The sequence below is a fragment of the Chamaesiphon sp. genome, assembly GCF_041737865.1.
Lineage (GTDB): Bacteria > Cyanobacteriota > Cyanobacteriia > Cyanobacteriales > Chamaesiphonaceae > Chamaesiphon.
Genome location: NZ_JBGSQZ010000183.1, coordinates 1 through 4403, shown reverse-complemented (window position 1 = coordinate 4403; position 4403 = coordinate 1). Strand labels below are relative to the sequence as shown.

At 41.0% G+C, this 4403-nt stretch carries 7 protein-coding genes; 5 read left to right on the top strand and 2 right to left on the bottom strand.

Annotated elements, in window-relative coordinates; translation table 11 throughout:
- Positions 1 to 539: 539 nt before the first annotated feature.
- Positions 540 to 773: a hypothetical protein gene (locus tag ACEW9J_RS13785; protein ID WP_373545692.1), complete on the top strand. Its 234-nt coding sequence runs from the start codon at positions 540 to 542 to the stop codon at positions 771 to 773.
- A 230-nt stretch (positions 774 to 1003) separates the two neighbouring features.
- On the opposite strand, the gene ACEW9J_RS13780 is transcribed toward ACEW9J_RS13785, so the two are convergent.
- The gene (locus ACEW9J_RS13780; RefSeq protein WP_373545691.1) at positions 1004 to 1255 is read right to left on the bottom strand and encodes a single-stranded DNA-binding protein; all 252 of its coding nucleotides are present in this window, start codon (positions 1253 to 1255) and stop codon (positions 1004 to 1006) included.
- Between the two features lie 29 nt (positions 1256 to 1284).
- On the opposite strand from ACEW9J_RS13780, the gene ACEW9J_RS13775 reads away from it, so the two are divergent.
- Positions 1285 to 1986 (top strand): AIM24 family protein, encoded by a 702-nt coding sequence (locus tag ACEW9J_RS13775; protein WP_373545690.1) that lies wholly within the window; start codon positions 1285 to 1287, stop codon positions 1984 to 1986.
- Positions 1987 to 2125: 139 nt separating this feature from the next.
- On the opposite strand, the gene ACEW9J_RS13770 is transcribed toward ACEW9J_RS13775, so the two are convergent.
- Positions 2126 to 2332, bottom strand: coding sequence for a hypothetical protein (locus ACEW9J_RS13770; RefSeq protein WP_373545689.1), 207 nt, complete (start codon positions 2330 to 2332; stop codon positions 2126 to 2128).
- Between the two features lie 394 nt (positions 2333 to 2726).
- Here ACEW9J_RS13770 and ACEW9J_RS13765 point away from each other — a divergent pair, with 394 nt between their 5' ends.
- The 3 genes from ACEW9J_RS13765 to ACEW9J_RS13755 all read left to right on the top strand — a co-directional run.
- Entirely contained in the window at positions 2727 to 3062 is a 336-nt protein-coding gene (locus tag ACEW9J_RS13765; RefSeq protein WP_373545688.1) for a hypothetical protein, read from the top strand.
- Positions 3046 to 3846 carry a ParA family protein gene (locus ACEW9J_RS13760; RefSeq protein WP_373545687.1) on the top strand — a complete coding sequence of 267 codons (801 nt, stop codon included), beginning with the start codon at positions 3046 to 3048 and terminating at the stop codon, positions 3844 to 3846. Before ACEW9J_RS13765 ends, ACEW9J_RS13760 begins: the two co-directional genes overlap by 17 nt.
- Positions 3847 to 3848: 2 nt before the next feature.
- Positions 3849 to 4403, top strand: a 555-nt coding sequence (locus ACEW9J_RS13755; protein ID WP_373545686.1) for a ParB/RepB/Spo0J family partition protein, incomplete at its 3' end; no start/stop codon positions are given.

The following is a 4403-nucleotide window of genomic DNA, read 5'->3' as shown; positions in this document are numbered from 1 at the left end:
CTGCCCCTGAATTGTTTTTTCTATGCTTTCTAGCGTTGGTTTTTCGTCTAATTCTCCCTCTGTATATAATATGTCGGCAATTGCTCTAGAGTATTCTTTCAGTTTTCTTGTTTGTTCTGGAGTCATTATTTTTTGGCCATTGTTGATCGCTTTAATTATCCTCTAAGTATCGATCTCCTCTCAATGAGTATAAATACTCATCGCAAAAGTGTTATGATCCCCTCATCTCTTTCCTGTGGGATGTTATAGCCCAAATAGAATAGGAATGCGGGCTGATCTGTGTGAGCATTTCCCCAAGCATGAGGATCGTCGGCTGGTGCTTCACAAATAACTAAGCCTGGAAGTATTTCTGAGAAGGTGAAACCTTGAACTGTCGAAGGTTATTGCGCTAACATAGAGTTTCATTAATCATTGTTTTGGTCGTTACTCGACTTTTTTTATCGGCAAAAATAGTGAAAGTTAGTAGCAAATAAATTACTACTAACTCTCCTAGTTCCGAAGCAAAGTACACAGATAAATTGCTTACTAGTAATTATGAAATGAGTGCAGTCTCAGACGTGGCTTTGGCTTTATTCACAGCAATAGTAGCGGCACGTTTCTGGGCAGGTGTAAGAGTGACAATAGTTTCTTCAAGAAGCTCCATCTCAGTAGGTGCAGGGATGAAAACAACCGCTATGACGGAAGTAATCCACATGCCAATCGCGGCAATGGTACTAGCCAACCGGAATTTATCCGTGACAACTAAGTTAGCCTCAGGAACGAATAATCTTTGATTAACATCAGTTTTAGTAATTGTAAAGTTAACTAGAGTATCACCATCAATAGCAGTACCAGTGATGGTTGTATCGCTAATTTGAGCAGTTAGAATTACAAGATTGGAAGTAGCGGTACGTATGAATTTTTTCCTAATGAAGTGAGTAATTTGGAATACAAAACAGAGTAAAACTAACCTCTAAATAAATAGAGATTAATTTCATCAAATATCAACAACTATGAAATCTGACTAAGCAGCTTTAGCTTTGGGTGGTAATTGGATTTCAGACACAGTAACAACAGGTTTAGCGCGAAGATTGCCATCCTCATCATTCCAATGCTCGAATGCCATATCGCCAACAATGGATACTGGACAACCTTTAGTTAGGTAATTAGCCGCTTTGACGAGTGAATCGCCAATGAATTTCAATTGATACCAATCAGTCGTATCTAAGGTTAATATAAAAATACTACTGATTAGTGTACAATCAAGGCTATCCAAAATTTGCTAGTGCAAGCGCAAGAGGATTTATGACTGAAAACCGCTACTCCTTAGCAGCCTTTGTGAACAAAACACTCGACCGAGATCTTCAGCAAGGATTATTTGAATTAGAATCCGATCGAATGCTCGATATTAATCTTAACGGCGAAGTCTGGATCAAAATGGGGGCAATGGTTGCCTACACTGGCCAAGTCAAATTTGTTCGCGAAGGACTACTCGATCGGGGTCTGGGCAACCTGCTCAAAAAAGCCATCTCTGGTGAAGGCACCCAGTTGACGAAAGCGATGGGACATGGATCGGTATTCTGTGCCGACTCCGGCAAAAAGATTACCATTCTGCAACTCAAAAACGAAGCAATTTGCGTAAATGGCAATGACCTACTGGCGTTTGAAATGAGCCTCAAGCCAGAGATCAAAATGATGCGTCGAATCTCTTCAATGTTAGCGGGTGGTTTATTCAATATTCGGCTTGAAGGCACCGGAATGGTCGCTATTACCAGTCACTACGATCCATTGACTTTGCCAGTTACCCCCAACTCTCCCGTCACCACCGATCCCAATGCCACTGTAATGTGGTCGGGCAACCTTGAACCAGAACTGAAAACCGATATCCAGTGGAAAACCTTCATCGGTAGAGGCTCTGGTGAATCGGTACAGATGCTATTTCGGGGTAATGGATTTGTAGTGGTGCAGCCCTATGAAGAAGTCTATTACCAGAATATTCAGTCCTAGCTAATCAATCTACTGGCAAATTGGAGGCATACTCCCTTCCTTTGATAAGATTATGGGTGATAAATCCTTGCTGGACAAGCTTTATAGCGGCTAAATGCCTATAGTCTTATGCCGGAAAGGGAGTAGACATGGAGCGTTTTCAATCTTGGCAATTTTGCTGAATAATTTCTTTGTGATAGGCTGCTGCTAACGCATCTCTCATCCAGGCAGATGGGTTGGACTTACTCTTAATATGATTGTACACATCCCATTCGACCTTAACTGACAAAGACCGATCTGCCAGATTCAATGGTGCTGGTTCGATTTGATATTGTTTGAGGTGTTCTACTGGTGGATTAGGATTCACGAGAATTGCTAAATACAGCTATCCATAACATTTTAGTCAATTACCGATCGTTCTGTAATTAGTTAGGGTGCGCTAATTTAGCGTTTTCTGCCGATCGTACTTCTTCCTCGAAGCGCGGTAATTGGCTCGTTCATTGTGTTTCGATTATTTACCAGATCGATCTATTAGGGTGCATTAACTTAGCTAAATTAGGTATCTTTGCACCCTAATTTAGAATACGACCATCGATTGCTCATCATTCCACATTTGCTTGGTGAATTTATTAGGGTGCATAAGCACCCCATAAATAAACTTAGTTGCACCCTAATAAAATTAGTAAATTCTAGGCTGAATGCCTAGAAAACTAGACAATAGACGGTATAATCAAATTGCAATCAGTCGTTAATCGATCGACATGGCTAAATCGAAAAAGTTCTCAAACATCCCAATTGAGGAAATTGTTGCCAGTTTAGATCGATTGGACGCAGAGGCACTAGAATTAGTTGTTAAAGCAATTCAGGTGATTTTACAAGAGCGACAACTAGTCAGTTGTCAACCAGAATTGGCTGAAATGAATAAACAGACCGAGTATCTCGATCGAGTTGGCATTGGTGCTAATGGCAGTTATGGTTATATCGAATCCAAGTTTATTAACGGCTATGGCCCATATCGCTATCTAAGGCTACGAAAAAGTGGAGTCCATCATTCCTTTTATTTAGGTAAAGCAATTATCAATGACAAGCAAGAATAAGCAAACAATTATTGCTGTGCTTTCCAACTCAGGTGGTGCGGGAAAAAGTACGATCGTGCGTAATGTGGGTTATGAAATGAGTAAGCTTGGCTCGAAGGTTGCTTTAATAGATCTCGATCCTCAGCATAATCTCGACCTATTTTGCGGATTTCCCCTAGCCGAACAGATGGATAACACCATTATTAGGGTATTAAGTGAGAAGTACGATGGCTTATGGTCACTATCTCCCATCCCTAACGAACACATAGATGTTTGTCGCGGGCATATTGGCATGGCTGAAATCCAAAATGAGTTGGTCAACCGTAGGCGCAGTGAGTACGTATTAGCAGATCGACTTCATAAATCCCCATTACCTCACGATACGATCTTAATTGATTGTCCTGCTACATTAGGTAAAATTTGTGAAAATGCGATCGTCGCCGCTAATTATGTGCTAATCCCACTGATTTTGGAAGATAAAGCTTTGTCTGGGTTAAATGGTCTGATCCAATGGTTGCAAGTATTAAACGAAGATCTCAATCTCAACCCACCGCCGCAAATTCTGGGAATTATCCCTAATGCCTATGATGCCAAATCGGGTACACATCGTAAGTGTTTGGAGTTTCTCCAGGAAATCACTCAAAAAATGAATTTGCGGCTGTATCCGACAATTAACCAGTCTAACGAAATTAAAAACGCTAATGGCAATGGACTAGCGATCGGAAAATATCGTTCTGGTCATAAAGCAGCAAAAGAGTTTCGCACCCTTACCAATCAAATTTTAGCAGTTATCAACCAACCGTAATTATGAGTAGATTAGATCGCTTTAACGAAATTGGTACGAGTCTGACGACCACTTCAACCACTGCCAATCGAGAAACTATTACCGCTCTTCAAGCTGAAATTGAACGATTGCAGCAAGCACAGCCGACTACACACTTACCGCCTGATTCGATTAAACGCTCTCCTTATCAACCTCGCAAATACTTCGATTCTGATAGTCAAGCTCAACTTAATGCAAATGTGCATGAATTTGGAATCCTGCAAAATTTAGTAGTTCGATCGATCGATGATGGTTACGAACTGATTGCTGGAGAGCGACGATTGATCGCGGCTAGGGCTAATAACTTAACTACAGTTCCCGTTGTTATTCTAGCTCTATCCGATCGCGATACCCGTAGATTAGCCCTAGCTGAAAATATCCACCGCGACAACCTCAATCCGATCGAAGAAACTCAAGCAATTCTGAATCTATTGGCGATCGAGTTGGAGGTTGGCACAAACGACGAAGTTAAGTCTATTCTTTATGCTCTCGACAATTTAGCTAAAGGTAAAAAAGTTACCCATAACGTTATGGGTAAC

Bases quoted from the DNA above. Each gene is read 5' to 3' on its own strand.
- ACEW9J_RS13785 (WP_373545692.1), top strand. From the start codon at position 540: ATGAGTGCAGTCTCAGACGTGGCTTTGGCTTTATTCACAGCAATAGTA.
- ACEW9J_RS13775 (WP_373545690.1), top strand. From the start codon at position 1,285: ATGACTGAAAACCGCTACTCCTTAGCAGCCTTTGTGAACAAAACACTC.
- ACEW9J_RS13765 (WP_373545688.1), top strand. From the start codon at position 2,727: ATGGCTAAATCGAAAAAGTTCTCAAACATCCCAATTGAGGAAATTGTT.
- ACEW9J_RS13760 (WP_373545687.1), top strand. From the start codon at position 3,046: ATGACAAGCAAGAATAAGCAAACAATTATTGCTGTGCTTTCCAACTCA.